Annotated in this window: 22 protein-coding genes and 1 pseudogene; 9 read left to right on the top strand and 14 right to left on the bottom strand. The window is 55.3% G+C overall.

Annotated features, from left to right (window positions below):
- Positions 1–7 precede the first annotated feature (7 nt).
- Complete coding sequence (locus tag ACR0LL_RS02700) at positions 8–1,828, top strand: M3 family oligoendopeptidase (protein ID WP_480583716.1); 1,821 nt, start codon at positions 8–10, stop codon at positions 1,826–1,828.
- Between the two features lie 153 nt (positions 1,829–1,981).
- On the opposite strand, the gene ACR0LL_RS02695 is transcribed toward ACR0LL_RS02700, so the two are convergent.
- Entirely contained in the window at positions 1,982–3,355 is a 1,374-nt protein-coding gene (locus ACR0LL_RS02695; RefSeq protein WP_480583713.1) for an aminotransferase, read from the bottom strand.
- Between the two features lie 404 nt (positions 3,356–3,759).
- Here ACR0LL_RS02695 and ACR0LL_RS02690 point away from each other — a divergent pair.
- Positions 3,760–5,140 (top strand): annotated as a pseudogene (locus ACR0LL_RS02690) (IS1182 family transposase).
- A 172-nt stretch (positions 5,141–5,312) separates the two neighbouring features.
- Here ACR0LL_RS02690 and ACR0LL_RS02685 read toward each other — a convergent pair.
- The 5 genes from ACR0LL_RS02685 to cuyA form a co-directional block, all read right to left on the bottom strand.
- Entirely contained in the window at positions 5,313–6,035 is a 723-nt protein-coding gene (locus ACR0LL_RS02685) for an alpha/beta fold hydrolase (protein WP_480583710.1), read from the bottom strand.
- Positions 6,032–7,576: an ABC transporter permease subunit gene (locus tag ACR0LL_RS02680; RefSeq protein WP_480583707.1), complete on the bottom strand. Its 1,545-nt coding sequence runs from the start codon at positions 7,574–7,576 to the stop codon at positions 6,032–6,034. The genes ACR0LL_RS02685 and ACR0LL_RS02680 overlap by 4 nt, the downstream gene beginning before the upstream one ends.
- Positions 7,573–8,628: a quaternary amine ABC transporter ATP-binding protein gene (locus tag ACR0LL_RS02675; RefSeq protein WP_480583704.1), complete on the bottom strand. Its 1,056-nt coding sequence runs from the start codon at positions 8,626–8,628 to the stop codon at positions 7,573–7,575. Before ACR0LL_RS02675 ends, ACR0LL_RS02680 begins: the two co-directional genes overlap by 4 nt.
- 70 nt (positions 8,629–8,698) lie before the next feature.
- Positions 8,699–9,658, bottom strand: coding sequence for an ABC transporter substrate-binding protein (locus ACR0LL_RS02670; protein WP_480583701.1), 960 nt, complete (start codon positions 9,656–9,658; stop codon positions 8,699–8,701).
- A gap of 31 nt (positions 9,659–9,689) precedes the next feature.
- Entirely contained in the window at positions 9,690–10,703 is a 1,014-nt protein-coding gene (gene cuyA / locus ACR0LL_RS02665) for a D-cysteate sulfo-lyase (protein ID WP_480585245.1), read from the bottom strand.
- 194 nt (positions 10,704–10,897) lie between these two features.
- On the opposite strand from cuyA, the gene ACR0LL_RS02660 reads away from it, so the two are divergent.
- Positions 10,898–11,800: a LysR family transcriptional regulator gene (locus tag ACR0LL_RS02660; RefSeq protein WP_480583698.1), complete on the top strand. Its 903-nt coding sequence runs from the start codon at positions 10,898–10,900 to the stop codon at positions 11,798–11,800.
- Between the two features lie 505 nt (positions 11,801–12,305).
- On the opposite strand, the gene ACR0LL_RS02655 is transcribed toward ACR0LL_RS02660, so the two are convergent.
- On the bottom strand, positions 12,306–13,061 hold the full coding sequence (locus tag ACR0LL_RS02655; RefSeq protein ID WP_480583695.1) for a helix-turn-helix transcriptional regulator: 756 nt from the start codon (positions 13,059–13,061) through the stop codon (positions 12,306–12,308).
- Positions 13,062–13,214: 153 nt separating this feature from the next.
- Here ACR0LL_RS02655 and ACR0LL_RS02650 point away from each other — a divergent pair, with 153 nt between their 5' ends.
- The 5 genes from ACR0LL_RS02650 to ACR0LL_RS02630 are packed head-to-tail and all read left to right on the top strand — an operon-like array spanning position 13,215 to position 18,020.
- Positions 13,215–14,327, top strand: a complete 1,113-nt coding sequence (locus tag ACR0LL_RS02650; RefSeq protein WP_171237916.1) for an ABC transporter ATP-binding protein — start codon at positions 13,215–13,217, stop codon at positions 14,325–14,327.
- Positions 14,328–14,361: 34 nt separating this feature from the next.
- Complete coding sequence (locus ACR0LL_RS02645; protein ID WP_171176818.1) at positions 14,362–15,525, top strand: ABC transporter substrate-binding protein; 1,164 nt, start codon at positions 14,362–14,364, stop codon at positions 15,523–15,525.
- A 37-nt stretch (positions 15,526–15,562) separates the two neighbouring features.
- Positions 15,563–16,414 carry an ABC transporter permease gene (locus ACR0LL_RS02640; RefSeq protein ID WP_171236886.1) on the top strand — a complete coding sequence of 284 codons (852 nt, stop codon included), beginning with the start codon at positions 15,563–15,565 and terminating at the stop codon, positions 16,412–16,414.
- A 7-nt stretch (positions 16,415–16,421) separates the two neighbouring features.
- Positions 16,422–17,243 carry an ABC transporter permease gene (locus tag ACR0LL_RS02635; RefSeq protein WP_480583691.1) on the top strand — a complete coding sequence of 274 codons (822 nt, stop codon included), beginning with the start codon at positions 16,422–16,424 and terminating at the stop codon, positions 17,241–17,243.
- 18 nt (positions 17,244–17,261) lie between these two features.
- Positions 17,262–18,020, top strand: coding sequence for an SDR family oxidoreductase (locus tag ACR0LL_RS02630; RefSeq protein WP_170485295.1), 759 nt, complete (start codon positions 17,262–17,264; stop codon positions 18,018–18,020).
- A 98-nt stretch (positions 18,021–18,118) separates the two neighbouring features.
- On the opposite strand, the gene ACR0LL_RS02625 is transcribed toward ACR0LL_RS02630, so the two are convergent.
- The 4 genes from ACR0LL_RS02625 to ACR0LL_RS02610 all read right to left on the bottom strand — a co-directional run bounded on the left by ACR0LL_RS02625 (position 18,119) and on the right by ACR0LL_RS02610 (position 21,771).
- Positions 18,119–18,388, bottom strand: coding sequence for a DksA/TraR family C4-type zinc finger protein (locus ACR0LL_RS02625; protein WP_480583687.1), 270 nt, complete (start codon positions 18,386–18,388; stop codon positions 18,119–18,121).
- A 59-nt stretch (positions 18,389–18,447) separates the two neighbouring features.
- Entirely contained in the window at positions 18,448–19,422 is a 975-nt protein-coding gene (locus ACR0LL_RS02620; RefSeq protein ID WP_480583684.1) for a Gfo/Idh/MocA family protein, read from the bottom strand.
- Positions 19,423–19,694: 272 nt separating this feature from the next.
- The gene (rpoH, locus tag ACR0LL_RS02615; protein ID WP_267366971.1) at positions 19,695–20,591 is read right to left on the bottom strand and encodes an RNA polymerase sigma factor RpoH; all 897 of its coding nucleotides are present in this window, start codon (positions 20,589–20,591) and stop codon (positions 19,695–19,697) included.
- Between the two features lie 145 nt (positions 20,592–20,736).
- On the bottom strand, positions 20,737–21,771 hold the full coding sequence (locus ACR0LL_RS02610; protein WP_480583681.1) for an RluA family pseudouridine synthase: 1,035 nt from the start codon (positions 21,769–21,771) through the stop codon (positions 20,737–20,739).
- On the opposite strand from ACR0LL_RS02610, the gene ACR0LL_RS02605 reads away from it, so the two are divergent.
- Positions 21,770–22,072 (top strand): DUF6476 family protein, encoded by a 303-nt coding sequence (locus ACR0LL_RS02605; protein ID WP_480565221.1) that lies wholly within the window; start codon positions 21,770–21,772, stop codon positions 22,070–22,072. The genes ACR0LL_RS02610 and ACR0LL_RS02605 overlap by 2 nt on opposite strands.
- 5 nt (positions 22,073–22,077) lie before the next feature.
- Here ACR0LL_RS02605 and ACR0LL_RS02600 read toward each other — a convergent pair whose 3' ends face one another.
- The 3 genes from ACR0LL_RS02600 to ACR0LL_RS02590 are packed head-to-tail and all read right to left on the bottom strand — an operon-like array spanning position 22,078 to position 25,758.
- Entirely contained in the window at positions 22,078–23,985 is a 1,908-nt protein-coding gene (locus ACR0LL_RS02600; protein ID WP_480583678.1) for an ATP-grasp fold amidoligase family protein, read from the bottom strand.
- Between the two features lie 26 nt (positions 23,986–24,011).
- The gene (locus tag ACR0LL_RS02595; protein ID WP_480505587.1) at positions 24,012–25,031 is read right to left on the bottom strand and encodes a glycosyltransferase family 2 protein; all 1,020 of its coding nucleotides are present in this window, start codon (positions 25,029–25,031) and stop codon (positions 24,012–24,014) included.
- A gap of 55 nt (positions 25,032–25,086) precedes the next feature.
- On the bottom strand, positions 25,087–25,758 hold the full coding sequence (locus ACR0LL_RS02590; protein ID WP_480583676.1) for a class I SAM-dependent methyltransferase: 672 nt from the start codon (positions 25,756–25,758) through the stop codon (positions 25,087–25,089).
- Between the last annotated feature and the right edge of the window lie 40 nt (positions 25,759–25,798).

The following is a 25,798-nucleotide window of genomic DNA, read 5'->3' as shown; positions in this document are numbered from 1 at the left end:
GTGACCCATGCGCAACCTTCCCTTCCCTGTCCGTGACGCGAACGCAACCGGTGGTTCCGGCAATCTGGGCAATCTTCCGGAATGGGATCTGAGCGATCTCTATACCTCGGAAGACGCACCCGAATTAGCGCGCGATCTGGATTGGCTGGAAGGTGAATGTGCCGCGTTTGCTGCTGATTACGAAGGCAAGCTGGCCGGTCTGGAGGCCGCAGACCTGCTGACCTGTGTGCATCGCAACGAAAAGATCAACGCCATCGCCGGGCGTATCATGTCCTTTGCCGGTCTGCGCTATTATCAACTGACCACAGATGCAGAGCGCGCCAAATTCCTGTCGGACATGCAGGAAAAGATCACGATCTTCACCACTCCGCTGGTGTTCTTCACGCTCGAGATCAACCGGATCGAAGACGATGTTCTGAAAGCGCATTTTGCGGCGAACACGGATCTCGCCCGCTACGAACCTGTGTTCCGTCGCATCCGCGCAATGAAGCCCTATCAGCTGTCTGATGAACTGGAAAAGTTCCTTCATGATCTGGGGGTTGTCGGCGACGCGTGGGAACGTCTGTTCGACGAAACGATTGCCGGACTGGCCTTTCATGTCGACGGTGAAGAACTGAACATCGAAGGCACCCTGAATCTGCTGACGGAACAGGACCGCGCGAAACGTGAGGCCGCGGCGCGTGAACTGGCATCGGTCTTTCAGGACAATATCAAAACCTTTGCCCGCGTTCACAACACGCAGGCCAAAGAGAAAGAAATCGTCGACCGCTGGCGCAAGATGCCGACCGCTCAGACCGGGCGTCACCTGTCGAATGATGTCGAGCCCGAGGTGGTCGAGGCCCTGCGCGAGGCGGTCGTGGCCGCCTACCCCAAGCTGAGCCATCGCTATTATGAGCTGAAGCGCAAGTGGCTTGGACTGGACGTCATGCAGGTCTGGGACCGCAACGCGCCCCTGCCCATGGAAGACACGCGTATCGTGAATTGGGAAGAGGCCCAAAAGACGGTGATGAACGCGTATAATGCCTTTGACCCCCGGATGGGTGAAATCGCGGCGCCTTTCTTCTCAAAAGGATGGATCGACGCGGCGGTGAAACCGGGCAAAGCGCCGGGGGCCTTCGCACATCCGACAGTTACAGATGTCCACCCCTATGTGATGCTCAACTATCTGGGCAAACCGCGCGATGTGATGACGCTTGCCCATGAACTGGGTCACGGCGTCCATCAGGTGCTGGCCGCCGGCCAGGGCGAGATGCTGTCATCCACCCCGCTGACGTTGGCGGAAACCGCCTCGGTCTTTGGTGAGATGCTGACATTCCGCAAGATGCTGGACCAGGCCGAAACCCCGGAACAGCGCAAGGTTCTGCTGGCCGGCAAGGTCGAAGATATGATCAACACGGTGGTCCGCCAGATCGCCTTCTACGACTTTGAATGCAAGCTGCACGCCGCCCGACGTGAGGGCGAGCTGACCCCGGATGACATCAACGCCCTGTGGATGAGCGTTCAGGCCGAAAGCCTTGGCCCCGCATTTGAATTCATGGACGGGTACGAGACCTTCTGGGCTTACATCCCGCACTTCGTCCACTCGCCCTTCTACGTCTATGCCTACGCCTTCGGCGACGGGTTGGTGAACGCGCTCTATTCCGTTTACGAAAGCGGCGCCGACGGGTTTGAGGACAAGTATTTCGAAATGCTGCGTGCAGGTGGATCAAAGCACCACAAGGAATTGCTGGCCCCGTTCGGCCTGGACGCCAGCGATCCCAAGTTCTGGGACAAAGGCCTGTCGATGATCTCAGGCTTCATTGACGAACTGGAGGCGATGGAGGGCTGAGACGCCCTCGACAGAGGGTGGCGACATCTGCCTTGCTGAAATAACCTGCCATGCCTGGCAATGTCACACCCAAGGGGCTCCTGAATGCCCGCTAAGCGGACGAACCAGACATTCAAATCGAAGAAATGAATGTCCGGTTCCGGGCGGTAACGATTAACCTAAAACTGCGCCGACCGCTTTCGCCGTGGCGGCAACGATCTCGTCTGCTTCTGCGGTGGTCAGACAAAACGGCGGCGCAAAGCCCAGAATGTCACCTTGCGGCATGGCGCGGGCGATGACCTTGCTTTGTTCTAGCATCTGCGCTGATAGCTGCGGCCCAATCTTTTCGGCGGGATCAAAGAAGGTCCGACTGTTTTTGTCTTTCACAAACTCGACCGCACAGAGCAAGCCATCGCCACGCACCTCTCCCACATTCGGATGGTCGGACAACACGTCTGACATGGCTTGATTTAAATAAGCGCCGACCTTGCCTGCATTCTCGACCAAACCCAGTTCATCAATCAGCTTCAGATTTGCCACGCCAGCTGCAGCGCCGATGGGGTGGGCGGAATAGGTCCAGCCGTGGCCGATAGAGCCGTTTTCGTCGGTACCTTGTTCCAGGACCTGCCAGACTTTGTCTCCGACAATCGATCCCGACAAAGGCGCATAGGCCGAGGTCAGCCCCTTGGCGATGGTGATAATGTCGGGCGTGATCCCGTAATGGTCCGAGCCAAACATGGTGCCCAAACGGCCAAAACCGGTCACAACCTCATCCGCAATGAGAAGAATGTCATGCTTGCGTAGAATGGCTTGGATCGCCCCCCAATAACCTGCGGGCGGGGGAACGATGCCGCCTGTACCAAGGATCGGTTCCCCGATGAACGCCGCAATCGTGTCTGCGCCTTCGCGCTCAATCAACGCCTCTAGTTCGGCAACGCAGTGGGCGACGAATTGCTCTTCGGATTGTGATTGGTCTTCCCGCCGGAAGAAAAATGGCGCTTCTGTATGGATCACCTGTTCGACAGGTAGATCAAAATTCTTGTGGAACAGCTCAAGCCCCGTCAGAGATCCGGTCACGAGACCCGACCCATGATACCCGCGCCAGCGCGATATGATCTTCTTCTTTTCAGGGCGGCCAAGGATGTTGTTGTAGTACCAAACCAGCTTCACGTTGGTTTCATTGGCGTCCGATCCGCCCAGCCCGAAATAGACCTTGGACATGCTTGTGGGCGCGCGGTCAAGGATCATTTTTGCCAGCGTGATTGAGGCTTCCGTCCCGTGGCCAACATAGGAATGGTAGTAGGCCAATTCATGTGCCTGATCGGCAATCGCTTCGGCGATCTCGCTGCGGCCGTAGCCGACATTAACGCAGTAAAGCCCGGCAAAAGCATCGAGTAGTCGTTGACCATCTCGGTCTTCGATATGAACACCAGAGGCGGTCTTTATGACGCGACCGGGACTTTCACCCCGTGCGTGTTGTGCCAGATGTGTGGACGGATGAAAGAAAGCTTCACGGTCCCATTGTTCGAGTTGATCATTTTTCAGCAATTGGCTCCCCTTTTTTGGCCAAGACGGCGCGCCGCCTGTTTGAAGTTATGGAGCTGTGGTTTGCGCGGTCAGCTGACACTTTGCCGGGTCACAAACGGAGGGCTCCGTTCATCCCAACAGCAGCGCGCAATGCCTTTATTGCTGAGCACATCATTTATAACATGTTTTGCATCTTCGGGAAGCGGTCTTTCCTGCGTAATGCAGCATCGGTCAAAACGGGCTCTCTGCAGGCTTTCTCTGCAACATGTTTAAGTTGGTGAATTGAGCCCCAACCGGACCTTCAACGTGATACTACACTTTGCTCACGCAGAGAGCCGCGAACGGCATATTTCGTTGAAAAACTCTTGCTTGATCGTGAGGTAAGTCGCTGATTCAATTCTCCCCGAGGATGGGAGGACTGAGCGATGATGGGACCAAGGCAGGAAGCGCAGGCGGCGTTGTTCTACGAATTCTCTCTTGAGGATCATGTTCCCCAAGACTACCTGCTGCGCTCGATTGATCGCATTGTCTGGATGGCATCCGCGCCTACCTCGCAGATTTCTACAGCCACACCGGTCGGCCATCTGTCGACCCGGAACTGCTGATACGCATGCTGCTGGTGGGATATTGCTTCGGCATTCGGTCAGAACGTCGGCTGTGCGAAGAAGTGCATTTGAACCTGGCGTATTGCTGGTTCTGCCGTCTCGACCTGACTGACCGCGTGCCGGATCATTCGACGTTTTCCAAGAACCGACATGGCCGGTTTCGGGAGAGTGAACTGCTGCGGCACCTGTTCGAGACGACTGTGGCGCGCTGCATCGTGGAAGGTCTGTTGAGCGGCCAGCGCCTGGCAATTGATGCCAGCCTTATCGAGGCGGATGCAAACAAGCAAAACTCGACACCCAAGGAAGAATGGGACGCCTCCGACATCGACCCGGCCGATGCCCCTCGCGCCGTTCGCGAGTATCTCGACACGTTAGATGAAGCTGCGTTCGGTGCCGCCGGCGAGGTGCAACGGAAGTTCACCTCCCATTCTGATCCGGCCAGCCAGTGGACGGCGGCACGTAAAGGCCCTGCGTTCTTTAGCTATTCCGACAACTATCTGATCGACACCGATCATGGGGTTATCGTCGATGTGGAGGCGACCCGCTCGATCCGGCAAGCCGAGGTCGGATCAACGAAGACGATGTTGAACCGCGTGAAGGCAAAGTTTGATCTTAATCCTGAACGGCTGATCGCCGACACGGCTTATGGCACCGGGCCACTTCTGGGCTAGCTGGTTGACCGCGAGATCGCACCGCACATTCCTGTCTTTGATAAATCAGGGCGCAACGACGGTACCTGGACGCGCGCCGACTTCGAATGGGATGCCGAGAACGATCAATACATCTGCCCGGAAGGCCACGTGCTCAAGCAGTTCCGCCGCAACTACTCCGATCCGAACCGAGGTCCGACCGGTAAAGGCACAGCCCGCTATCGCGCGCTGAAGGAAGTCTGCCAGGCTTGCCCATCGAAGCCAAATGCTGACCGAATACCGATGCACGCAAAATCACACGTGAAGAACACGAAGACGCCCGACAGGTTGCCCGCGATATTGCGAAGACAAAGCAATACGACGTCTCAATGAAACTCCGAAAGAAGGTCGAGATGCTCTTCGCCCACCTCAAACGCATCCTCGGGCTGGGACGGCTCCGATTACGCGGACCATGCGGTGCAAATGACGAATTCCTCCTCGCCGCCACCGCCCAGAACCTCCGCAAGCTGGCAAAGATCTTTCCCGCACCGCAGCAAACGCACAAAGCCTGACCCGAAAGGCGCTCGCGTCGCATTCACACGCCCGCTTTCTGCACCAGCAACACGTTGTTTTTCCACAGAATCGGCACAGTCCGGACATTCAATTCCGCCAAGTGAATTCGAAAGGTGCGGACAAAGCTGATCTTGGCTGCCGCCCTGCAAAGGTCCAAGTTGTTGGGATTGCTCAGCGGTCCAAAAAGTCGGAGATTAAACGTGTGAAAAAATCAGGTCTCTCGGCATGTAGAGCGTGAGCGCAACCTGGCACAACTGCTAACAATGTATTGGGAATTGTTTCCCAAAGCATTTGAATTTGGCTCCACGGATATGTCCGATCTTGATCGCCCCAAAGCACAAGAGTTTCCTGCCGGATCCGGCTAAGGTTCTGCTCTCCTGACCAGGATTGCATCGCTTCAAGCCCAGCATTTATGGCGGCCAGCTTGGCTTGAGCGGCGATCCCGGCGCAGTGTTCATATCCTGGCGCAGCTTCGCAATCCAGAAACCAAGTCGCTGCGATCCTACGTGCGGTGGCCGCCGGGCCGTCTTCCGCAGCGCGATTTTTACTGTGTTCAATGGTCTCGAACCGCCCCGGCAAAACACCGACAGCGCCCGTTGCGTAAAGCACAAGACGGTCAATCCTTTCAGCCTCGCGCAAGGCAATTTCCTGAGCGATCATACCGCCCATGGAGTGCCCCAGCAGATGATATTCCTCTACTCCAAGGCCGCGGAGGTGCCGGACGACCCAATCCGCATATCCGCCAATACTGTCAATTGGCGGCAGATAGGCATTTGCGCCGAACCCAGGCAGGTCGACTGCAACCACATTAGCATGCTGCTGTAGGGTATCGCGACACCCATCCCATTGTGCGCTGCCCCCCATGAAACCATGAACAAGGACAAGGGGGATCACTTTCGCTGACCTTGAACGATCCGATCAAGGATCATCGCACAGAAGAGAATGGCAAAACCTGCGAGGATACCCTGGCCCACATTGGCGTATTGCAGCGCCTCGAGGACGTCTTCGCCCAGCCCTTTCGCGCCAATAAGCGAGGCCACCACGACCATGGCGAGCGACAGCATGATTGTCTGGTTGATACCGGCACGAATGGAGGGGCTGGCAAGCGGCAGATCGACCTTGGTAAGAAGGTACCACTTGTTGGCGCCAAAACTGATCGCGGCTTCACGCACGCTTTCAGGAACACCGCGCAGACCCAAAACGGTAAGGCGTACCACAGGTGTCCCGCCGAAGATCATAGTGACAATCACTGCCGCTGGCTTGCCAACACCAAAAAAGGCAATCACAGGCACCATGAAGACAAAGGCAGGCATGGTCTGCATGAAATCCATGATCGGCTGGATGACAGCGTAGAACCGCGGTCGGCGAGCAGAGAACATGCCCAAAGGAATGCCAATCACGATGGAAAGCAGCGCCGCAGTGCCGAGAAGCGCCAAAGTGGTCATAGCTTTTTCCCAGAATCCGAGAAGGCCCATGTAGGCCAGAAAGGCACCAGACCATATAGCCATGCGCAACCCAGCCGTGAGCCAGGTCAACAGAACGATCAGCGAGGCCACCACAATCCAAGGCGTTTGAACCAGTGCAACCTCCATGGCATCCAGCAACCAGCGAATGGCCGCGGTGAGCCCTTCAAAGAACGCCACACTGTTGGCGACGCACCAGGCGATAAAACCCTCTACGCTGTCAATACTGGCCAGGCGGATTGAGTTGTCCGTCGGAAACTCGCTAAGAAATGAAAAACGGCCGGGGAAACTGTAGTGGATCATTGCGGTCGCGACCAACAAGATCATGAAACCCGCGCTGAAAACAATCTGACTGACCGGCATGCCAGAGCGAATGGCGCGATTTGAGAGCCAGTCAGAAAACCGGGCCTCCAGTGCCCAGTTGGCTGCCACAGCCTGTATGAGCTTAGCCACAAGCAAGATGATAACCCCGGTGAATGCAATCGACGGACCTTGCGCGGCGAGCAGCTCTGCCTCGGCGCGGAAACCTTCAATGTTGGCCTCCAGCCCTTCGATCTGGCGCTGGATGGCGGCGGCTCGATCCGAGCCGCTTTCTTGAGCTGCAGCAAGCTGCTGGTAGCGCAAATCGAGCGTACCTTCGATCGAGGTCACACGGGCCAGCGCATCCGCTCCCAGATCTCCGAATAGGCCCCGCGCTATCTGCACAAAGCCGATTGCCTCGACGACAAGAAAGGCCAATGCCCATGACCAAAGTCCGCGTGCGCCGAACCAGATCGGACCAAAAAGCCCGGCCATCACATTGAAGGTTGCCGTAAAGCGCGCGGACGAACCGATCTTGTCGAAGTTGCGGATGTAGTAGTCGGGACTTGTGCGCACAAAGGTGCGGATATTCTCGCGGCGTTCCTCGGCGTAGGCCTGCGCGGCTTCGCTTTCTGTGTCTTCAAGGGGGTTCACACCAAGATCTTCGCTCATGACATTTCCGTCCCTTCAATCACGGTGCGCAACAGATCTGCGCGAGTGATGACACCTCTGTCTTCACCGCCTTCGGACACCAGAACCGGCCGTTCATCGTCGATGGCTCGCGTAATTAAAGCGGAAAGTGTCTCATTGTGGTCCACTCGGTCGATGTCAGCGGGTAGCGAGCCGTGCGTGGCGAGGTAGCTGTCCAAGGGTTGCATCGCCGCATGAGCATGCACCACCTTCAGGCGCGATATCCCGGCCACGAAATCAGCAACGTAGTCATCAGCGGGATGCATGACTATGTCCTCAGCCGAGCCGATCTGCACCATTTTGCCATCACGCATGATCGCAATCCGGTCCCCGATGCGGACGGCCTCATCGAGGTCATGGGTGATGAAGATCGTGGTCTTTTTGAGAATTTTGGACAGCCGGATGAACTCATCCTGCAACTGCCGCCGGATCAGGGGATCAAGTGCAGAGAATGGCTCATCCATCAATAGAACATCAGGGTTGGCCGCGAGCGCACGGGCAAGCCCCACACGTTGCTGCATGCCGCCAGAGAGTTCGTGAGCGAATTTCGACCCCCAAGCCCCCAATTCGACAATGTCGAGAATGGCGGCCGCCTGCCGCATACGCTCGTTCTTAGCGACCTGGCGGATTTCCAGGGGCATTGCTACGTTATCAAGGACTGAACGGTGGGGCATCAGCGCAAAATTCTGGAAGACCATCCCGATTTTCCGGTTGCGGAAAGCCTGAAGTTCCTTTGTGCCGAGTGCCATGACGTCCGTGCCTTCGATCTCGATCTTGCCGGCCGTTGGTTCGAGCAGGCGATTGAAATGGCGCACGAGTGTGGATTTGCCGCTCCCTGATAGGCCCATGATACAGAAGATCTCACCGCGTTTGACGTCGAGGCTGACATCGGCCACGCCCACCACCGCGTTGAATTCAGCAAGGACTTCAGCCTTGGTCAGCCCCCGCGCACGAATGGCTTCAAGAGCGGCCTCGGGTTTTGCCCCGAAGATTTTCCAGATGTTGGAAATTTCGATTACAGTCTCGTCGCTCATCCGCCCACCCGTGCGTGCCTTCAAGTGAGGCGGCACCGCTAGGTGCTGCCCGTTGTTTTTTTGGCCTGGCTCAGAGACCCAGCATCGAATCTACGCGCTCGGAATTGGCGTTAACCCATTCGGCCGCAACTTCCTCAGCATCGCGCCCATTGGCACTGATCTCGAAGGCCAGCGAGCTCACGTCATCGGCGGTTAGGGAGAAGTTGGCGAAGAATTCCGCAATCGCCGGCGAGCGATCCGCAAGCGAGTTGGACCAGGCGATCTGAACTTCCTTCAGAGCGTCCTTACTGGCCACCATCGACTTGTTGTACCAGTCAGGGTCGTCGGAGGGTTGCACCATCACGTATTTTTCAGGGTCATAAGTCGGTTCAGTCAGCATCACTACGTCAAACATGTACCAAACAGCATGCGGCTCATAGCAGTAGAAGGCATATCCTTCTTTTTTGGCAATACTGTCCTTGATGCGCGCGGTCTTCACAGCTTCCTCGGCGCGGATCGGATCGATGAAATCCAACAGGCCATAGTCGCGCACCTTCACCTCGTTGACATTGGCCGAGGCCCAGCCGGGCGCACCGATCCACATCTCACCCTTACCATTGCCATCGCTGTCCATCGCAGCCGCTACATCGGGGCGTCCAAGATCCGCGATGTCGGTGATGTTCATCTCTGCGGCAAAGTCTTTGGAGACGCAGAAACCCTGGTTGCCCTGGTAGGGGTTCGATGACAACGTCACGGTGCCGGCACCATCAACGTATTGCTTGGTGAACGCTTCCTGATTTGGCAGCCATACATCAGGGTGAACGTCGATGTCACCCTTACCCTGATCCATCGCTTGAAAAATCGTGGCATTGTTGCCCGGCACATACTCCACTGTGCCGCCAATGCGGGTGGTCACGATCTCACCCAAGACATGGGCTATAGCCTGTGCTCCGGTCCAAGTGGGAACACCGATCTTAACCTCTTCAGCGGCGAGTGGTGCGCTGAGAGCTGAAACCAAAGCCGCGCTGATCAAATATTTTTTTAGTTTCATTTGATATCTCCTTGTTGGTTTGTTGTAGATTTCAGGCCACGTAGCCAGGAAGTTCAAAAGTTTCGGGATAGCCAAACAGGGCTGCACTTCCGCCGGTGTGCAGAAAGACGACATTGTCCATGCCGTCGAAATAGCCTTTGCGGGTTTGGTCGATGAGGCCATCCAACCCTTTACCGGAATAGACCGGGTCGAACAGAAGCCCTTCGGTGCGGGCCAACAGCTTGAGCGCGTCAATCATCCCTTTGGTCGGAAGACCATATCCTGCACCGACGTAGTCGCAGTTTGCGCGCACATTTTCGCGCGCAATGGGCGTACCCGTCTCCATATACTCGACAGTACGTACGGCCAGATCATGGACCATGCCTTCCTGTTTGTCTTGCGGGGCCCGCACGCCGATGCCCAAAAGGTGAATGTCACTTTCTAGGGCGGCAAGACCGGCGACTAATCCGGCTTGTGTGCCCGAGCTGCCGGTCGCATGTACCAGCGCATCAATTTTCAACCCGGCATTGGCGGCCTGTTCGCATAACTCGCGCGCGCAGTTCACGTAGCCCAATGCCCCGATAGGGTTCGATCCACCGCCCGGGATGATGTAAGGGTTTTTGCCTTCTGACTTCATCTGCGCGGCGCAGGCTTCCATCTCGGCGTTCATGTCTGCGCCACCGGGACGCTTGGAGACACTGGCACCATGCAATCGATCCAACAGGACGTTTCCATTCAGAATATAGTTCGGGTCATTGGAACCCGTACGATCCTCAAGCAGGATATGGCACGCAAGGCCAAGTTTTGCGGCCGCCGCTGCTGTCTGACGCGCGTGATTTGATTGCGTCGCCCCTTGCGTGATGATTGTATCTGCGCCTTTCTGAACTGCGTCAGCCATCAGAAATTCCAGCTTACGGGTCTTGTTCCCACCCGACGAGAGGCCAGTGCAATCATCCCGTTTGACCCATAGACGCGGACCACCCAAAACATCGCTCAGGCGATCCATCGGCTCCAAAGGCGTGGGAAGATGGCCAAGCGATACCCGGGGAAATTTGGCCAGCGTCAGCGATAGCTCCTTGCACAAACTCAAAACCATCTCCGGCGCAACCATCGCGTCATCGCCGGTCATATGAATTGTCTCAGCCACCACATTCTCCCTGCTTTTGCGTACAGCCAAACACTTTCAAAAGAAAAAGAAGAAAAACAGTGCATATTTCGCAGGCTGCTCATACATTTTGTTTGGGTGTTAGGGAGGTGCGGATGAATATGCTGTGGTTTGATGATGTTCTGGCCCTTCTGGAAGAGCGGAACATGACGCGGGCTGCGGCCCGCAGAAACATCACACAACCAGCGTTCTCAAGGCGTATTCGCAGTTTTGAGGAGTGGCTGGGGATTGAAGTTCTCGATCGCAAATCGAACCGGGTCGAGATCAGTCCAGCACTGGCCTCTAACGAGGCCGAAATCCGCTCTTTGATCGCAAGGCTAAATGACCTGCGCACAAAAATTGCGCAACATGGCCCCACCGTTTCGATTGTGACGATCGCCGCGACACACGCATCGGTCGTCTCCACCTTCCCTGATATGGCATTGCGTGCACGTGCCGCGTTCAAGGGGCTCCGTTTTCGCCTCAGGACTGCCAATCTGAACGATTGCGTCACTCTGTTCCTGCGCGGCGATACCAACATGCTGCTATGCTATGAGGCGCGAAACGTCGCCCCAATGCCGTTCGGAGCGGGCATTCGTCGCGGCACTTGGGGCCACGACTACCTCATTCCGGTCATCGGTGGCGGATTGCGGTATGCAGTGCGCGGAAACGGTGAGGTGCCTTTGAATACACCGGCCATCGTCTATCCCGAGAACAGCTACTTCGGCGAAGCATTGAACAAAAGCAAACTCCCGTTCGGAACCGCCGATTTCAGTAAAAACCCCGTTTGCCAGACAGCCTTTTCAAGTGGGGCAAAGGAAATGATCCTGAACGGTCTCGGTGTTGGTTGGTTGCCGTTCAGCATGGTGCACAAGGAAATTGAAAGCGGTGAGCTGATCTCCCTACGCAATCAATTGGGTCAGGAAAAGCTCGACGTGGTGGTCTATGCCCATCACCAGACCAAGATAGCGAAAATGTTGCTTGATTTTTGGACAAACAGGCCGTTTTCAAAGTCTTGAGCCGATAAAACGCCAATCAGCGCCAAAGACCATAGCCATCTGTCGGCACCAAATATTGACTGCTGAAAGCTGTGCGAAATTGCCGCGCTTCTCGCAGTATCCTATCCCACAGTCGTCCGGATTTCGTAAATATTCAGTGATCGCTTTGCGCTCTCTCGGAACCTTCGCCGAACCAGGCTTGAATGGCCGCCCTTCGAGATAGGAGCCGTTCACCTAGTCGCGCGTGAATTGGCGGTGAGCGGACAAAGCGGTCTATGGTTCTCCAAACAAATCGGCCATCCTTGGGTTTACAATACACAGTTGTGTAGAGTGGGAAGGATACTTGTCTTCACTTCCGAAAGCGTTTTCGGGTATTAATAGAGTCCCGACATGGGTCCCGGGCGTCCCGACCCTCTCCCGTTGGCTTCCTTGGCTATCAGACGGTGTCGTCCCAATGGTTGGGGCGTTCCGGATCACACGGTAGCAAGGTCGGCAATACGGACAAAGTGGGTGTTCAAGGAACCTTTTAAAGTGCCTTTTCAATGAACTTTGAAAAAAGCTCACCCTGCGAATTGATCCTAAGTTTCGCGTAAATGTTGCGTCTGTGGATGCGGACTGTGCCTGGAGAGATGCCGAGAATTGTGCCGACAGCTTCTGCCGAATGGCCCTTCAACGTGAACTCAACGACTTCTCTTTCTCTTGGCGTCAGAACGCCATCGCCAAATGCCTGGAAAGCAAGATCGACGCGACGACTAACGCCATTCGCTGCGGCGCCGCGGGTCATCGTTGGAAAGTCACTCCAATGTTTGCAACAGGCTGCCCGAACGAGCGGCCATAGAGCGTGCAAATGACGAATTTCCTTGGCTGAAAAAGGCTTCACTGATCGCATGAGCGAGACCACAACCATCCCAGTGCTTGGGATATCGATAAAGTAGCCAATCTCCTCTGCTAACCCAGTCCTTTTGTAATAGCTGCGATAGTATTCGCCCTGATAGAACCTGTCCGGTGCGATATCGCGCATGCGGTACAGACCCGGTGTTATCGGTTTTGTCGCGGCCAAAAAAAATGGATCGAGTACGTAGGGCCCTGCTTGGTAATCCTCAACAAAAATACGCCGTTTGCTTTTGGGAAAATCGTCGTGAAGGTCTATAGGTGCTTCGGTTCCGACATGGCCAAACACCACTGTAAAATCGAATGGTGCGACCTGCCGCAAGCCATCTGCCAAAGTACATGGAAATTCTGGGGTTCCGATCTTCTCCACGACCCTGCCGGCCTCTTCCATCCAATCGTACACACGCTGCTCCAGATTTTCGAAAAGCAGCTCTATACCCCAATTGTGGTATATACAGCTAATCGGAGTTATTGTTACTTTTTCCCTGTTTGAGTGGTATGCCAATAAATGCCAAAAAATCAAGCAAAAGGAAAAAGGCAGTATATGAGCTTTGACATGAGCGTCACCATGCAGACGATTGCGGAACTCCGCGGAGTGACTAAGACCTTCGGGAATGTGGTCGCTGCCAAAGACCTGAATCTTTCCATTGGGAAAGGAGAGTTCCTGTCGTTCTTAGGCCCATCTGGTTGCGGCAAAACCACTGCACTTAGGATGCTGGCGGGTTTCGAGAAACCAACCGAAGGTCAGGTGTTGCTCGATGGCGAAGTCGTCAACGACTTGGATGCGCACCATCGCCCAGTCAACATGGTGTTTCAGCACTACGCTCTTTTTCCTCACCTGAGCGTGTTCGACAACATCGCGTACGGCCTGCGCCAACAACGACCACGCGTAGACAAACAAACAATCGCGACAAAGGTTAAGCAGGCGCTGGAAACTGTCCGTCTGGGTGGGTTTGGCCCACGTCGCATCTGGGAGATGTCTGGTGGTCAGCAGCAACGCGTCGCTTTGGCGCGTGCGATCGTAAACGAGCCCAAGCTTTTGCTGCTCGATGAACCAATGGCTGCTCTGGATCGAAAGCTTCGAAAAGAAATGCAGTTTGAACTGCAGAACCTGCAACGACAACTGGGAATAACTTTTGTCCTCGTCACGCACGACCAAGAAGAAGCGCTTTCAATGTCCGACCGAATTTGTGTGATGGAAGGCGGCAGTATTGTGCAAGTAGGCAGCCCACGCGAACTCTATGACATGCCCCGCAGCCGTTACGTGGCTGGATTTGTAGGCACCTCGAATTTCTTTGATGCAACTGTAACTGACGCAGTAGCCGACCAAATCACTGTGCGTTTAGCGAGTGGCCAAAAGGTGCACGGAACTCCGGAGATTCCAATAGATGCAGGGCAGGAAGTGTGCGTCAGCATCCGTCCTGAACAGATAGCGCTGACCCGCGCGCTGCCCGCAGCTGAAATTGCTCTGCCAGTTACCATTCAAAATCGGATCTTCCTTGGGGAGCACACAGAATACCTTGCGCGCAACGAAGCACTGGGTGATTTCCACGTACTTGTGCCAAGGCAAGCGGAATTGAACGAGGGGACGTTCAATGCAGGAGAACAGGCCTTTGTTTCATGGGGCGAAGGCGCACTGCTGATCCTGGAAAATTAACAAATCCCGCAGTCCAACAACAGAGAGGTTCACAATGACCAAGGATAATGGGACTATTTCCAAGCAAAAGTTCATGGAAGAGCTTCGCCGGTACCAAAAGGGTTCGGTCACACGGCGACATTTTTTGGGCGTGACAGGTCTTGGGATGGCGACGGCCGTTCTGGGCACGGCTATGCCTGGGTTGCGTCCACGCCCGGCATTTGCTGCCGGAGACATTGGCGACCGAGTGATCCTCGCCACGTGGCCGAACTACCATGACGAGATGAACTTCGAAGCCTTCACGGAAGCCACTGGCGCCCACGTTCAGGTCAATGTTTTTGGCTCGAACGAAGAGATGTTGGCAAAACTGCAAGCCGGAGGGTCTGGCTGGGACGTGTTCGTTCCAACCAATTACACGATCACTACGTATGTGGGCGAAGATCTGATCATCCCGCTCGATACGTCCAAACTGCCAAACTACGACGCAGGTTCATTCGAACAGCGCTTTTCAGATGCCGGCTCTGTCGATGGCCAGCTTTACGCGGTGCCGAAAAACTGGGGCACGACCGGCTTTGCAGTGAATACTAGTAAGCTTGACGGCGCTCCGACTCCAACCACATGGAAAGAGTTCTGGGACCTTACTATGGAAGGTTACTCAGGTCGGACAATGGTGCATGATTATCAACTCACCACCATCGGTAATGCCCTGAAATACTTCGGCTACTCCTTCAATTCGGTCGATGAGAAGGAACTGGCGGATGCCGAGAAATTGTTGCTGGATGCTAAACCGCATCTGTTTGCAATCTCGTCGGATTATCAGCCACCGATGCGTAACGGTGACGCGTGGATGACGATGTGCTGGACAGGTGACGGCAAGCAGATGAATGTGGACATGCCTGAAATCGCCTACGTTCTGGGAGCCGAGGGCGGTGAACTCTGGTCCGACTACTACGCTATTCCTAAGGGCGCACCCCATATGGATGCCGCTTATGCCTTGATCGACTTCCTGCTGAACCCGGAAGTTAATGCGAAAGAAGTCCTCGCTCATGGCTATCCATCGGCTGATGCTCGCACCAATGCGTTGCTGCCAAAGGAATTGCTGGAAGATCCGATCCTTTATCCGGCAGCTGACCTTTTGAATGCGCTCGAGTTTGGCGCGGCGGCTACGCTAACCGATCCAAACCGTGCCGAGTTGCTCGCCCGCTTCAAGTCGGCCTAAGCGGCAAGGCCGCAATATCGGAAAAGACGAGGACAATATGACCAAACGAGGCAGAAAAGCACTGTTGCTGGCACCGGCAGGAATATGGCTTTTGGTAATGCTTGCCCTTCCACTACTGGTCGTCTTCGTCTTTTCCTTTGGCGAACGGGGTGCCGCCGGAGGCTATGTTCCAGCGTTCACTTTGGAACAATATGCCAACCTTCCTGCGCGATGGACGGCGTTTAAGAACACCTTGATCCTTGCACCTCTGGGGACTATCGCTGCGTTGGTAATTGCCTACCCGCTCGCCTACTTTCTTGCGGTGCGTTGTTCACCAAAGTGGAAAACTTCGCTGTTGATCCTGGTGATCGTGCCGTTCTGGACATCGATCCTGATCCGGTCATACGCATGGATTTTCATCCTTGGGGGGCGTGGCTTGCCCGCTTTACTGGAGTCGATCGGCATCGATGATGTCCGCCTGATAAATACGCCGTTCGCTGTGCTTGTGGGGATTGTCTATGGGTATCTACCTTTGATGGTTTTCCCAATTTTTGTAAGCTTGGACAAACTGGATAAACGCCTTCTGGAAGCCTCAGCGGATCTCGGCTCTACTCCGTGGCGTACGTTCCGTCAGGTAACACTTCCTCTGTCGGTACCAGGTATCGCAACTGGCTGCATGCTGGTCTTCATCCTACTCATGGGCGAATTTCTGATCCCAGCGATCTTAGGTGGCGGAAAAGTGTTTTTCGTCGGAAATGCGCTGGTGGACCTGTTCTTGCAGTCTCGAAACTGGGCGTACGGTTCGGCGGTCGCAATGACGCTGGTTGTCGTAATGCTTGTCACTGTCTCAATTTACATGAAATTCATCTCGCGCCTGGGTGGCCAGCGCGAAGATGTCTCGCTGATGTGAGGGTCCGATGCGTTTTTACGCGATTTGCGTCTACCTTTTTCTCTATATTCCAATTGGCGTCATCGCGCTTTTCAGCTTCAATGCCGGACGACACGCAAGCCAGTTCATGGGGTTCTCGACCCAATGGTATGGCAAAGCGCTCAACAACCCATTTGTTATGGACGCGCTCGAGACCAGTCTGCTTGCGGCATTCATAACTGCTTGCCTCGCATCCACACTCGGAACCATGGCCGCCATCGCTTTACAAGGGGTTAAGGGATGGCTCCGAACTTTGTTCGATGCGATGATTTATATTGCGATAATGATACCAGGTATCGTCATCGGTATCGCGACACTCATTGCCCTGGTCACCGTATTCGGCTGGCTAAACCCGCTTCTTGCGAGCCTATGGCCCGATGGAGCAAATCCCCCACAACTTTCCATGGGGATGCCCACGCTTGTCGCCGCACACACCATGTTCACAATGGCGCTGGTCATAATCATCGTACGTGCAAGGCTATCGGGTATGGACCGTGCCCTCATGGAAGCTTCAGCTGACCTCTTTGCGACGCCCTGGGGCACCTTTCGGCAGGTGACCCTGCCGTTGATAGCACCGGCAATTTTGGCGGGCTTCCTGCTCAGCTTCACTTTCTCATTTGATGATTTTATCATAGCGTTCTTCGTGGCTGGCTCAGAAACAACCCTGCCTATCTACATATTCTCATCCATCCGACGCGGCGTAACACCCGAGATCAATGCCATCGGCACTATGGTTATGGGCGCGTCGCTCTTGTTGCTCGTTGCAGCGCAACTGCTTTTGCGCCGAGGCGCCTCAAAATCGAATAGTTAAATAAAGGAGCCAAGTGAAATGCGGCTTGCAGGTAAAGTCGCGCTCGTGACGGGCGCGGGATCAGGAATTGGTCGGGCGGGTTCAATGGCAATGGCACAAGAGGGTGCGCATGTTGTGGTAACGGATCGCGATGCAACACTTGCTGAAGCCACTGTGGCCGCGATCGTTGCGCAGGGGAATCAAGCATCTGCCCTACAGCTTGACGTGACTGATGACGATGCCCTTACCAAAGCCATAGACGAAGCAGTAAAAAACTTCGGTCGGCTTGACGTGTTGCACTCTCATGCTGGGTTGCAGATCGAAGGAACGCTGGAAGAAGTGGAACCAGATGGAATGGATGCTTCTTGGGCATTGAATGTCCGCGCTCACTTCATTGCCGCACGCGCAGCCGTCCCCCATATGAAATCACAAGGTGGAGGCAGCGTGATCGTCACGGCCTCCAATTCTGGGGTTCAATACGACCGGGGGATGATCGCCTATGCGACTACAAAGCACGCAGCTGTTGCGATGGTCCGGCAGATGGCAGCCGACTACGCTGTCCATGCAATTCGTTTCAATGCCCTTTGTCCAGGATTTGTAGACACCCCCTTCAATGCAGGCTTCGAAAAGCAGATGGGTGGCCGTGCCAAACTGGAAAGCTACGTCGAGCAGGCGATCCCTATGAGTCGGTGGGCGACAGTTGAAGAGATTGGCCATGGGATCGTCTATTTAGCTTCAGATGAATCCGCTTTTATGACGGGGCAAGCCTTGGTTATCGATGGCGGTGAATGCATTTAGTGATGGGTTAGACCGCTCAAGAGAATGTCTATCGCCGCACTTCATTTTTGGCGAGCACATTTCAGTCCGCTTTGGGCTCAAAGCAGCCGCACCTGAGATCACTTCAACTGGCTGTCCTTCGACCCCCGCCGATTGACGCCGCCACGTGCCTTGAACGCGCCGTCCCGTTCCTGCTGGCACTCAAGGCACAGCTTCACGCCCGGCAAAGCAACGCGGCGTTTTTCAGGGATCGGCTCTTCGCATTCGGCGCAATGGGTCAGGCTTTCACCAACAGGCCGCTTTTGCGCCTGCATCCGCGCCAGTTCATCCGAAATCGACGCTTCGATCTGTTCGCTTACTGCGCCGTCGCGCGCCCAGCCTCCGGCCATGGGTCATCTCCTGCTAAACGTAAGCAAAAGGATAGCCGAGCCCGCGCGCAAAGGGCAAGTTACAGCGAAACTGCGCCCTCGAACACGCGGTCAATCACCTCTTGCGTCCCCTGAGAGAATTCCAGCGGACAGGGATATTCTGCCCCTTCCCTGACCGAGCGGCAAAAGGCCTCGACCTGAAGCTTGTAATGGTCTGCGCCGGGGAACCGGGTGACCAGCACCTCAAGCCCCGGACGATGCAACTCGACCCGGGCTTCACCAAACACTCGCGCATTAAACGGTGTAGTCAGGCGGATCAGGCCATTTTCCCCGTGAAACACCATTTCCTGATGGGGATGCATCCGAATGGACACGTAGCTTGAGTAGGTAAAACCGGGGAACTGCGCGCGAATTTCGGTGAAGATGTCGATATCATCCTGCCAACAGATGGCTGACTGTATCGCCACCGGTTCCTGCCCCGTTGCAAACCGGGCTCCGCCAATTACGTAAACACCGATGTCTCGCAATCCGCCGCCGCCCGTTTCAGCGCGGTTACGAATATTCTGGGTATCTGCCCGATTGTCGAAACTGAACGCTCCGGTTACGTGCACCAGATTGCCGATTGCACCATCCGCAATCAGTTTACGTGCCAGTTGCCACTGGGGGTGATGCACGATCATATACGCCTCGGCGGCAAGCAAGCCGCTTTCGTCGCGCTTTTGGATCAATGCGTCAAACTCACCCACCTTCATAGTCATCGGCTTTTCGCACAGCACATGCTTGCCGGCATCCAGCGCTTTCAAGCTCCATTCCACATGAAGATGGTTGGGCAGTGGTATGTAGACCGCATCAATACCAGGGTCCGCCAACAGCGCATCATAGCTTTCGAACACGTTCAGATCGGGACAGAACGACAAAAAAGGTTCAGCCTTTGCAGCATCTGACGTCGCCAGTGCAGCCAGTCGCGCCCCGTTGGCGGCATGTATCGCCGGTGCCATGTATTCACGCGCGAATTTCGCGGCACCTAACACGCCAAACTGAACCGGTTTTTGCATAACGCTCTCCATAGATGTTTGAACCCCAAAGGGTTCGTGCCCCTGCGAGGTCCGCAGGATCGACCTGTCACACCGTCATCGAAATGAAACGCGTCCTTGCAGTACCATAGCTTTGGCCCTGCGGCCATTCTTTTGGCTTCACAGTCTGGATAGCGGTCATACGCGTTCAGCAGGAAATGATTTGTCAGGATGCGCCGGGCATGTGCGCGAAGAGGAGGTTTCTTCGCACAGATGAAATACCAGCCCGCAGCTATTGCAGGCTGGTATTGTGGTCAGCTGACACCCAGCATCCCTTTTTCACGTGCCAGATCCCGCATTTTCTTTTGCAGCTTCTCGAACGCGCGAACTTCGATCTGACGGATCCGCTCGCGGCTGACATTGTATTGGGCGCTGAGGTCCTCCAACGTAACCGGTTGATCCAGCAAGCGGCGCTGAGTCAGGATGTCCTTTTCACGGTCGTTCAACACGTCCAGCGCCGCAGCAAGCAACTCGCGACGCGCTTCCAGTTCATCGCGCGCCTCATAATCTCCGGCCTGGTCGGCGTCTTCATCCTCAAGCCAGTCCTGCCATTGCATCGTGCCTTCGCCTTCGGACCCGACCGTGGCGTTCAGAGACGCGTCCCCGCCGGACATACGGCGGTTCATGCTAATCACTTCCTCTTCGGTCACGCCAAGATCATTGGCAATCTGCGCGACGTTTTCGGGGCGCAAGTCGCCCTCTTCCAGTGCGCCGATACGTGCCTTGGCTTTACGCAGGTTAAAGAACAGCTTTTTCTGCGCCGAAGTTGTGCCCAGTTTCACCAGCGACCATGACCGCAGAATATATTCCTGAATCGAGGCGCGAATCCACCACATGGCATAGGTGGCCAGACGGAAACCCTTTTCAGGGTCAAAACGTTTGACCGCCTGCATCAGGCCCACATTGGCTTCGGAAATCACTTCGGCTTGCGGCAGACCGTAGCCGCGATACCCCATGGCAATCTTGGCCGCCAGCCGCAGGTGCGATGTCACCATCTTATGCGCGGCTTCTGTGTCCTGCTCTTCGACCCAGCGCTTGGCCAGCATGTATTCTTCTTCTGGCTCAAGCAGGGGAAATTTGCGAATCTCCTGCATATAGCGGTTCAGGCCGCCCTCGGGCGTCGGCGCGGGGAGATTTGCGTAATTTGCCATTATGATGTCCCTCCGACAAATGTTTAAGTCTTTAACATGGGATATGGGTAAGGAACCCATCCTGTTCAAGAGGTGCTGCTAACAGTCTGAAATTAATCTTTCATGAAGGAAAGATAAGAAACTCTTACTCACAGGACTTTGCTTATTATGTCAGCGGTGCACGAAGCGCGGCAATCAGGTTCTCCATATCTTGCGGCAGTTCGGCTTCAAACCGCAGGTTTTCGCCGGTCACCGGGTGCTCGAACCCCAATACGGCGGCGTGAAGCGCCTGCCGGGGAAAGCCGGACACGCATTCGGCAGCGGCAGGCGCAAACGCCTTGGTCGCCAGTTTCCGCCTTCCACCATAGACCGGATCCCCGACAAGCCCATGCCCGGCATGGGCCATATGAACGCGGATCTGGTGCGTTCGCCCGGTCTCGAGCCAGCATTCGATCAAAGCCAGGCCAGCAGGCGTGCCAAATGTCTCAACAACCCGCGCGCGTGTCACCGCGTGGCGCCCGCCATGAAACAACACTGCCTGCCTTTGACGGTCGGTCTTGTGCCGCGCAAGCTGGGTGGTCACACGCATGATGTTTCCCGGTTCAAAACTGACACCTTTGACGCCGCGCAAACGGGGATCACTTGCATCCGGAACCCCGTAACACACAGCGCGGTAATAGCGTTCGACACTATGTGCTGCGAATTGCTCGGCCAGCCCGTGATGTGCGGCGTCTGATTTGGCGACCACCAGAAGACCGCTGGTTTCCTTATCGATCCGGTGAACGATACCTGGGCGTTTCACCCCCCCAACACCTGACAAAGCGTCACCGCAATGGTGTAACAAGGCGTTGACCAGCGTGCCCCCGGGCGAGCCCGGCGCGGGGTGCACCACCATACCTGCTGGCTTGTTAACGACGATCACGTCTGCGTCTTCGAAAACAACCTCAAGCGGGATGTCTTCAGCACCGATGTGGCTGTCTTCCGCCTCGGCCACAGTTATGGCGACCTGCGCCCCTTCGGACACCTTGGCCTTTGGGTCCTGCGTCCGGGTTCCGTCAATCCATACCGCGCCGTCCTCGATCAGGCGCGCCAGCCGCGTGCGCGACAGGTTTTCACCGTCTGGCACATCGCGGGAAAGCGCCTTATCAAGGCGAGGCGGCGGATCAGCCGCGATCTGAAACTCAATCTGGCGGGTGCCCATGACTGTCCCTTCCGAACCCCAAGAACCGCAGGAAACCCCGCAGCTGCGATTGCTGCGGCGGATGGTCATGCTGCTGACCGCGGTGATGATTGGCGGGGTTCTAGTGACATTCGCCCTGATTGTCATCCGCCTATCGGACCGCACACCCGCCTTGCCAGATCAGATCAACCTGCCCGACGGTGCCCGGGCACAGGCCCTGACCATCGGGTCCAACTGGTATGCGGTCGTGACCGACGACAACCGCGTCCTGATCTTTGACAAGACAACAGGAAAGCTGCGTCAGGAAATCGCCGTCGAGTAACCTGATCATTTCGGGAACAGACGGGTGCCAACCCAGGCCTCACCCATCTGTACATCCAGTTCGGGCGTACGCATCTTGCGTTTTCCGCCAAACGGGCAGAGCGTGATTTCGCCAAGATATATCTTGTCGCCAATTACATAAAGGTCCACCCGCGCAAACTCGACACGTTGCCCAACCGCTTCGGCTATTGCGACCATATCGTCAAAGACCTCTGGCTTGGGCTCGGTGTCATCGCTTGTCTGGAAGTACAGCTCTTTCGGGATAAAGTTGAAATCCCGGTCGTGGATCATCTGCACATGCCCCCGAGAGCGGTCCCGGTCGACCTGAACAATCTGGACCTTTCCGGCGACAACCCAGAATTTCCAGTCGATGATGTCCTGACCTTCAACCGCCAAATCTTCCTCGAGGAAATAGCGCGTTTCGATCGTGGAATACCACCATTCTGCCGCCCAGAAGCCGTGGGGAATGGGTTTATTGCTCCAGTTGGTAAGCTTTTCCTTGGCCAGGTTGCGGTCTTCTGTGTTCATGGGCCAAGTGATCCTATGGTTTTGCCCCTGCCCGTTATTGCATTTGAGCCAATAGCTGCCGGGCTCGAGATCGAGGTCTTCCGGCAACTCAGGTGACGATGAAACCCAATAGCGCTTCACCGGTGTAACAAGGTTCCTGGCTGGTTCTGGGATATAACTTTCCGCCGTCAACTTATCCGCCGCCGACACTTCGGGCATCTCGGCAAACAGCTTCATGACCAGCATCTTCTCAGTCACAGTCTTTGGGTTGCTCAAATCAGGCAAATAGCGCTGATTGTTGGCAAACCTCGACAACGACATAGACATGGCATTCAACCGCAATGCGTCATTGGCATAGTGATCCCAACCTCGCTGATGACCCGATTGGGGTTTGTCATTCACCCCATAAAGCCCTTTGTCTTTTATCTTATCCAATTCAACCTGGGCCAATTTGAAGAACTGCTCAGAATTTGCGACCTGAGCTACGGACATCACGCCGTTGGTGGCCTCACTGATTTCCTCTTTGCTGATCCGCAAGTCCGGAAGCGAGTCGGGAAACTCAATTTTCTGCGGCGCGCCCCGCCCTCTGCGTGGCAAAGGTGCATTGGCAGGACTGATCCCCAAACCGCGCAGCCTTCGATCCAGAAATGAATGACGTTTTACACCCTTGGCAATCCACCAACGCATCCGACGGCCCCAAAGATGGACGGCCTGCGTCTGATCCGTAAGGTACTTTTTGCGAAACTCCCGCGCTGGAATGTCGTTCGCCTGCCCCGTTTGCCGAAACGGCAAAGGATAAAACACCGGGGGTGGGCTAGCGTGTTCAATCTCGCCATGATGTCGCAGAAACCACGTCATGACACCGGGTCCGTAAACACTGTGTGCCTGATCCGAGGCATGAGGCAACTCACCGGCCTTTTTCTGGCGTTCCAGCTTCTCGCGTTCCTCACCTTCTACCCATGGTCGGATCGGGAATGGATCAAGACTGTATTCCGTATACGCTTTCAATGCGGGGCTGTCTGACGGCAACCGCATGATCGCATTGCAGATCGTATTGCGATTGAAGAAACCGAAAATATGATCCGCTTTCGGGATCGGTTTCAAAGAAATCACATCCGTATCGCACCAGAGAAAATCGGTTTTTTGCATCAACTGCAGCCTGAAAATATCAGATTGCGGAACCGGTGTTTTGAACTGGTTGTTCATGATGAACCGCTGCGGTTCGTGAATCTCGTTCGCGGAAACCAGTTCGATACCTTCGGGTACATTCTCGACTTCGTCGTAGTGGAACAGCACGACCCTGTGCCCGTTCGCGACAAACGACAAAAGGCACATCTGTTCCAGAAAACTGAGAGGACCTTCCAACCAGAGCATTCCGATTGTAGGAAGAGTATTTTCCGCAGCCATATGCAGTTTCTCCGAGGGCGAGTTTGTCAGGATTCAGGCTGTTTTTCGCTGGAAGACGGTTGCTTGTCAGCCGAAAGACGTGCGTGCAATCCGCGGTCTTTTGCAACAAATTCAACAGCCGGCTTATTAACAAGCGTCTGGTAAAGCGCGTTGTACTCTGGCTGTTTGAGAAGATCTTCGATCAACGCCTTATGCCACAGGAATGCTTTTCGGTGCAGCCGTGCAAGCCGTTCGTCGGACTGAAACTCCGCCATCAATGCGTCAACTTCGTCCTTGTACCTGAGGATCGTCTCATCCGCCGCGCCACCCCTGTTCCAACGGTCCCAGTATTCCGTTCCCAACGTCTGGGACGAGTGATTAGCTCGCCCACGGCTGCGCTTGGCTAGATAGGCTTGTGTGGAGCGGACCGCATAGTGATTGATCTGTGCAATCTCAAATCCAAAAGGCGGTGCAACATGATTCCCAAAAGGTGCGGGTTCTTTCGCGTGCCCCCCGGGAACAGACCGGAACACACCTGCCTCAAATTCGGATTTGGGATGCGGGTTGTGCATACCATAGCGGAGATAGACTTCGCCCTGTCGGAAAAGCGATTTGACGAACCGGCGCCCCGCCCCGCCCTGCTCATACTCTAACTCACCATCAAAAAACTGCTGCGTCACTGGCGCGTCGCGCAACACATGGCGACCGCTGTTCGAGAATATCTTCCAGGGAATCGAAATGACATCCACGCCCGGTGTGGCCTCAATCAGGTCGTCCACCTTATGGTTTCCGACATGAATATTCAGAAACTCATCCGCATCGCAGACATAGACCCACTTGGCTTCTTTCACGACGGGCAAACGGCGGGCCTGCCTCAGTGCTGATCTGTGAATCCCGCCCGTTCCCACGCGGTTCCTGTGAAATTCAACATGCCCCAGGGCCTCAAGGCGGCGCAAAATTCTGTTCGTACCGTCCGTGCAATCGTTGGTGTAAACAATGATCCTGTCGAAACCCAAAACTTTATGATGAGCCACCCATTCCAGAATATACGGGCCCTCATTTTTCATCGCAGAGATGAGGATTTTTTCAGGCTTGTTCATCGCTGCCATTCACCCCAGACGCTTAGTCGCCCTGTTTCTTGCTGTCGTCTTGCGGGGTGATTTTTTCTATAGCGATCTGCGCACCAGCAATTGCCCGGATACGCAATTCACGGGGGTGTTTGCCCAGAAACTCGTTGACGGCCCGGATCACGCCATCACCCCACCAGCCGCGACGGTGGTAATCATCGAACGCCATGATCCCACCCGATTTGATCTTGGGAAACAACGCCTCCAGGTCCGCAGTTACTCCTTCGTAAGAATGGTCACCGTCGACATAGGCAAAAGAGATGCTCTCATCGTCAAAGAGCTTTAATGCCGGCACCGAGAAATCGCGAATGATGCCAACCTTGCCTTCCTCGATCTCTTTTTCGAAGGACGCGACGACCTTCTGGAAGATGGCTTCCATCTTTTCGTCTTCGGTCCGGCCGACAAACGCCGTTGTATGCGATTCCTCGCCAATATGTTTCCAGGGATCGATCAGAAACAACTGACTGGGTTCAAGCAATTTCAGGATTGTCGGAGAAAACTCGCCCTGCCAGACGCCGATCTCAACAGCCACCCCGCCCTTGGGAAGGCGCGTCAGGAACGTACGACGGATCGCGTCTTTAGTATTCTTGCGCTTGGTTGCCTTGTCTGCGTTCGGTTTATTCTGGCTGCCGGGAACAGCACCGATCACTCTGGGTTCGTTTGACATCTCGACCTCACTTGCAGACGGGTATTGAATTCACACGAAA

It is taken from the genome of Ruegeria sp. AI2 (assembly GCF_056541275.1).
Note: the sequence above shows the minus strand (reverse complement) of the source record. Positions and strands in the feature narration are given on the sequence as shown.

What these genes read in the sequence shown, in the direction of transcription:
- ACR0LL_RS02630 (WP_170485295.1), top strand. Translation starts at nt 17,262, where the DNA reads ATGCGGCTTGCAGGTAAAGTCGCGCTCGTGACGGGCGCGGGATCAGGA.
- ACR0LL_RS02645 (WP_171176818.1), top strand. Translation starts at nt 14,362, where the DNA reads ATGACCAAGGATAATGGGACTATTTCCAAGCAAAAGTTCATGGAAGAG.
- ACR0LL_RS02595 (WP_480505587.1), bottom strand. Translation starts at nt 25,031, where the DNA reads ATGAAAAATGAGGGCCCGTATATTCTGGAATGGGTGGCTCATCATAAA.
- ACR0LL_RS02655 (WP_480583695.1), bottom strand. Translation starts at nt 13,061, where the DNA reads ATGGAAGAGGCCGGCAGGGTCGTGGAGAAGATCGGAACCCCAGAATTT.
- ACR0LL_RS02660 (WP_480583698.1), top strand. Translation starts at nt 10,898, where the DNA reads ATGAATATGCTGTGGTTTGATGATGTTCTGGCCCTTCTGGAAGAGCGG.
- ACR0LL_RS02675 (WP_480583704.1), bottom strand. Translation starts at nt 8,628, where the DNA reads ATGAGCGACGAGACTGTAATCGAAATTTCCAACATCTGGAAAATCTTC.
- rpoH (WP_267366971.1), bottom strand. Translation starts at nt 20,591, where the DNA reads ATGGCAAATTACGCAAATCTCCCCGCGCCGACGCCCGAGGGCGGCCTG.
- ACR0LL_RS02640 (WP_171236886.1), top strand. Translation starts at nt 15,563, where the DNA reads ATGACCAAACGAGGCAGAAAAGCACTGTTGCTGGCACCGGCAGGAATA.
- ACR0LL_RS02605 (WP_480565221.1), top strand. Translation starts at nt 21,770, where the DNA reads ATGACTGTCCCTTCCGAACCCCAAGAACCGCAGGAAACCCCGCAGCTG.
- ACR0LL_RS02620 (WP_480583684.1), bottom strand. Translation starts at nt 19,422, where the DNA reads ATGCAAAAACCGGTTCAGTTTGGCGTGTTAGGTGCCGCGAAATTCGCG.
- ACR0LL_RS02680 (WP_480583707.1), bottom strand. Translation starts at nt 7,576, where the DNA reads ATGAGCGAAGATCTTGGTGTGAACCCCCTTGAAGACACAGAAAGCGAA.
- ACR0LL_RS02650 (WP_171237916.1), top strand. Translation starts at nt 13,215, where the DNA reads ATGAGCTTTGACATGAGCGTCACCATGCAGACGATTGCGGAACTCCGC.
- ACR0LL_RS02635 (WP_480583691.1), top strand. Translation starts at nt 16,422, where the DNA reads ATGCGTTTTTACGCGATTTGCGTCTACCTTTTTCTCTATATTCCAATT.
- ACR0LL_RS02610 (WP_480583681.1), bottom strand. Translation starts at nt 21,771, where the DNA reads ATGGGCACCCGCCAGATTGAGTTTCAGATCGCGGCTGATCCGCCGCCT.
- ACR0LL_RS02670 (WP_480583701.1), bottom strand. Translation starts at nt 9,658, where the DNA reads ATGAAACTAAAAAAATATTTGATCAGCGCGGCTTTGGTTTCAGCTCTC.
- ACR0LL_RS02700 (WP_480583716.1), top strand. Translation starts at nt 8, where the DNA reads ATGCGCAACCTTCCCTTCCCTGTCCGTGACGCGAACGCAACCGGTGGT.
- ACR0LL_RS02600 (WP_480583678.1), bottom strand. Translation starts at nt 23,985, where the DNA reads ATGGCTGCGGAAAATACTCTTCCTACAATCGGAATGCTCTGGTTGGAA.
- ACR0LL_RS02590 (WP_480583676.1), bottom strand. Translation starts at nt 25,758, where the DNA reads ATGTCAAACGAACCCAGAGTGATCGGTGCTGTTCCCGGCAGCCAGAAT.
- ACR0LL_RS02625 (WP_480583687.1), bottom strand. Translation starts at nt 18,388, where the DNA reads ATGGCCGGAGGCTGGGCGCGCGACGGCGCAGTAAGCGAACAGATCGAA.